This is a genomic window from Rhodococcoides corynebacterioides, assembly GCF_019834675.1.
Lineage (GTDB): Bacteria > Actinomycetota > Actinomycetes > Mycobacteriales > Mycobacteriaceae > Rhodococcoides > Rhodococcoides corynebacterioides_A.
The window spans coordinates 1-5,157 of record NZ_JABUBU010000041.1 but is presented as its reverse complement, the minus strand read 5'-3'; the positions used below and the strand labels follow the sequence as shown (position 1 = coordinate 5,157).

Sequence of the window (5,157 nt, the reverse complement as noted above, 5' to 3'; positions counted from 1 at the left end):
GTGTGTTGTTTCAGATACTGCACAGTGGACGCGTAGCTTCTTCGTGGTAAGTCCTCGGCCTATTAGTACCAGTCACCTGCACCCATTGCTGGGCTTCCAGTTCTGGCCTATCAACCCGGTGGTCTGCCGGGGGCCTTACCCCCTCTGGGGGGTGAGAAACCTCATCTTGGAACAGGCTTCCCGCTTAGATGCTTTCAGCGGTTATCCCTTCCGAACGTAGCCAACCAGCAGTGCTCCTGGTGGAACAACTGGCACACCAGAGGTTCGTCCGTCCCGGTCCTCTCGTACTAGGGACAGCCTTCCTCAAGTTTCTTCACGCGCGCGGCGGATAGAGACCGAACTGTCTCACGACGTTCTAAACCCAGCTCGCGTGCCGCTTTAATGGGCGAACAGCCCAACCCTTGGGACCTACTCCAGCCCCAGGATGCGACGAGCCGACATCGAGGTGCCAAACCATCCCGTCGATATGGACTCTTGGGGAAGATCAGCCTGTTATCCCCGGGGTACCTTTTATCCGTTGAGCGACACCGCTTCCACTTGCCGGTGCCGGATCACTAGTCCCGACTTTCGTCCCTGCTCGACCTGTCAGTCTCACAGTCAAGCTCCCTTGTGCACTTGCACTCGACACCTGATTGCCAACCAGGCTGAGGGAACCTTTGGGCGCCTCCGTTACATTTTGGGAGGCAACCGCCCCAGTTAAACTACCCACCAGGCACTGTCCCTGAACCAGATCATGGTCCGAGGTTGAGGTATCCAATACGATCAGAGTGGTATTTCAACAACGACTCCACACACACTGGCGTGCATGCTTCACAGTCTCCCACCTATCCTACACAAACCGAACCGAACACCAATACCAAGCTGTAGTGAAGGTCCCGGGGTCTTTTCGTCCTGCCGCGCGTAACGAGCATCTTTACTCGTAATGCAATTTCGCCGAGTCTATGGTTGAGACAGCTGAGAAGTCGTTACGCCATTCGTGCAGGTCGGAACTTACCCGACAAGGAATTTCGCTACCTTAGGATGGTTATAGTTACCACCGCCGTTTACTGGGGCTTAAATTCTCAGCTTCGCCACCACAAGGGTGGCTGACCGGTCCTCTTAACCTTCCAGCACCGGGCAGGCGTCAGTCCGTATACATCGTCTTACGACTTCGCACGGACCTGTGTTTTTAGTAAACAGTCGCTTCTCACTGGTCTCTGCGACCCACACCAGCTCACACTGCAAGAGTGATCACCAGCAGGGGTCCCCCTTCTCCCGAAGTTACGGGGGCATTTTGCCGAGTTCCTTAACCATAGTTCTCTCGATCGCCTTGGTATTCTCTACCTGACCACCTGTGTCGGTTTGGGGTACGGGCCGTGTACCAACTCACTAGAGGCTTTTCTCGGCAGCATAGGATCACTGAATTCGCCTCATTCGGCTACGCATCACCTCTCAGGCTCATGAACGGCGGATTTGCCTACCGTTCGCCCTACAGGCTTACACCAGTACAACCACTGACTGGCCCAGCTACCTTCCTGCGTCACCCCATCGCTTGACTACTACCAGGAAAGGTCCCGTGCATCACTCCACCAGGCACCCGAAGGTGCTCACGGAAGATCTGGACGGTTAGTACTCCTGATTCGTCATGGGCGCGGATACACGGGTACGGGAATATCAACCCGTTGTCCATCGACTACGCCTGTCGGCCTCGCCTTAGGTCCCGACTCACCCTGGGCGGATTAACCTGGCCCAGGAACCCTTGGTCATTCGGCGGACGAGTTTCTCACTCGTCTTTCGCTACTCATGCCTGCATTCTCACTCGCGTGGCCTCCACACCTGGATCACTCCGGCGCTTCCCCGGCCACACGACGCTCCCCTACCCACCCACACACCTGGCCCGACCCCCATGAGGATCGGACGGGATACATGTGAGTGCCGCGGCTTCGGCGGTGTACTTGAGCCCCGCTACATTGTCGGCGCAAAATCACTTGACCAGTGAGCTATTACGCACTCTTTCAAGGGTGGCTGCTTCTAAGCCAACCTCCTGGTTGTCTTCGCGACTTCACATCCTTTTCCACTTAGTACACGCTTAGGGGCCTTAGCCGGCGATCTGGGCTGTTTCCCTCTCGACTACGAACCTTATCGCCCGCAGTCTCACTGCCGCGCTCTCACATCCTGGCATTCGGAGTTTGGCTGATTTCGGTAAGCTTGTGGGCCCCCTAGACCATCCAGTAGCTCTACCTCCAGGATGAAACACGCGACGCTGCACCTAAATGCATTTCGGGGAGAACCAGCTATCACGGAGTTTGATTGGCCTTTCACCCCTACCCACAACTCATCCCCTCAGTTTTCAACCTAAGTGGGTTCGGGCCTCCACGACGTCTTACCGTCGCTTCACCCTGGCCATGGGTAGATCACTCCGCTTCGGGTCCAGAGCATGCGACTCGGTCGCCCTATTCGGACTCGCTTTCGCTACGGCTACCCCACACGGGTTAACCTCGCCACATACCACTGACTCGCAGGCTCATTCTTCAAAAGGCACGCCATCACCCACAGCAACACAGTCACTCGCAGGCTCTGACGGATTGTAAGCGCACGGTTTCAGGTACTATTTCACTCCCCTCCCGGGGTACTTTTCACCTTTCCCTCACGGTACTAGTCCGCTATCGGTCACCAGGGAGTATTCAGGCTTATCGGGTGGTCCCGACAGATTCACAGCAGATTTCACGGGCCCGCTGCTACTTGGGCATTCATCACGACAGTCGCACAGTTTTCGTCTACGGGACTCTCACCCTCTACGGCAGGCCATCCCAGACCACTTCGACTAACCACACGATTTCTCACTGTCGGCCGATCCGGCAGAATCGACAAGACAAACCCCACAACCCCACACGCACAACCCCTGCCGGGTATCACATGCACATGGTTTGGCCTCTTCCGCGTTCGCTCGCCACTACTGACGGAATCACTGTTGTTTTCTCTTCCTGTGGGTACTGAGATGTTTCACTTCCCCACGTTCCCTCCACACACCCTATATATTCAGATGCGGGTAACACGACATCACTCGTGCTGGGTTTCCCCATTCGGACACCCTCGGATCTCAGCTCGGTTGACAGCTCCCCGAGGCTTATCGCAGCCTCCTACGTCCTTCATCGGCTCCTGGTGCCAAGGCATCCACCGTACGCTCTTACACACTTACAACAAAGATGCTCGCGTCCACTGTGCAGTTCTCAAACAACACACACCACCCGAACTCACCGTGACACCAGCCGACCGACAACCCTCCCGAAGAAGGACCCTCCGCCGCGGTATGACACATCCGGGCACTGCATTCGTTCTTGCCAGAGAGGAAACACTCGCGTGTTCTCTCAGGACCCAACAGTGCATCGATATAGAACCCGCCGGCCACGACAGAGCGTGACCACCAATGCGGGTTCTCATTTGTCAGTGTTCCACCCATGAGCTCCCACCCGACCCGCGTACGGGGCCGGCGTGGTCTCTGCGTACTTCCCCACCCACCTGTGTGGGCGGTACCGGCACGAGAAGTGCTCCTTAGAAAGGAGGTGATCCAGCCGCACCTTCCGGTACGGCTACCTTGTTACGACTTCGTCCCAATCGCCGATCCCACCTTCGACGGCTCCCTCCCACAAGGGGTTAGGCCACCGGCTTCGGGTGTTACCGACTTTCATGACGTGACGGGCGGTGTGTACAAGGCCCGGGAACGTATTCACCGCAGCGTTGCTGATCTGCGATTACTAGCGACTCCGACTTCACGGGGTCGAGTTGCAGACCCCGATCCGAACTGAGACCGGCTTTAAGGGATTCGCTCCACCTCACGGTATCGCAGCCCTCTGTACCGGCCATTGTAGCATGTGTGAAGCCCTGGACATAAGGGGCATGATGACTTGACGTCGTCCCCACCTTCCTCCGAGTTGACCCCGGCAGTCTCCTGCGAGTCCCCACCATTACGTGCTGGCAACACAGGACAAGGGTTGCGCTCGTTGCGGGACTTAACCCAACATCTCACGACACGAGCTGACGACAGCCATGCACCACCTGTACACCGACCACAAGGGGGGCCGTGTCTCCACGGCTTTCCGGTGTATGTCAAACCCAGGTAAGGTTCTTCGCGTTGCATCGAATTAATCCACATGCTCCGCCGCTTGTGCGGGCCCCCGTCAATTCCTTTGAGTTTTAGCCTTGCGGCCGTACTCCCCAGGCGGGGCGCTTAATGCGTTAGCTACGGCACGGATCCCGTGGAAGGAAACCCACACCTAGCGCCCACCGTTTACGGCGTGGACTACCAGGGTATCTAATCCTGTTCGCTACCCACGCTTTCGCTCCTCAGCGTCAGTTATTTCCCAGAGACCCGCCTTCGCCACCGGTGTTCCTCCTGATATCTGCGCATTTCACCGCTACACCAGGAATTCCAGTCTCCCCTGAAATACTCAAGTCTGCCCGTATCGCCTGCAAGCCAACAGTTGAGCTGCTGGTTTTCACAGACGACGCGACAAACCGCCTACGAGCTCTTTACGCCCAGTAATTCCGGACAACGCTTGCACCCTACGTATTACCGCGGCTGCTGGCACGTAGTTGGCCGGTGCTTCTTCTGCAGGTACCGTCACTTGCGCTTCGTCCCTGCTGAAAGAGGTTTACAACCCGAAGGCCGTCATCCCTCACGCGGCGTCGCTGCATCAGGCTTGCGCCCATTGTGCAATATTCCCCACTGCTGCCTCCCGTAGGAGTCTGGGCCGTGTCTCAGTCCCAGTGTGGCCGGTCGCCCTCTCAGGCCGGCTACCCGTCGTCGCCTTGGTAGGCCATTACCCCACCAACAAGCTGATAGGCCGCGGGCCCATCCTGCACCGATAAATCTTTCCACCACACGGCATGCACCGCGCAGTCCTATCCGGTATTAGACCCAGTTTCCCGGGCTTATCCCGAAGTGCAGGGCAGATCACCCACGTGTTACTCACCCGTTCGCCACTCGTGTACCCCGAAGGGCCTTACCGTTCGACTTGCATGTGTTAAGCACGCCGCCAGCGTTCGTCCTGAGCCAGGATCAAACTCTCCGTTGAAGACTCTTATCGACCACCCAGCAGAAACCGAGCAGCCAATGAAAACTAGAGAGCCAAATCCAGCAATAAAACTCACGCCAGCACACAAAAATGTACTGACAAA

At 57.0% G+C, this 5,157-nt stretch carries 2 rRNA genes; both read right to left on the bottom strand.

Features of this window, described 5'->3' with window-relative positions:
- Positions 1 to 42: 42 nt before the first annotated feature.
- Positions 43 to 3,180, bottom strand: a 23S ribosomal RNA gene (locus HQ603_RS18675).
- A gap of 355 nt (positions 3,181 to 3,535) precedes the next feature.
- Positions 3,536 to 5,054: ribosomal RNA gene (locus HQ603_RS18670) — 16S ribosomal RNA — on the bottom strand.
- The 16S and 23S rRNA genes sit together here, the layout of an rRNA operon.
- Positions 5,055 to 5,157: the final 103 nt, after the last annotated feature.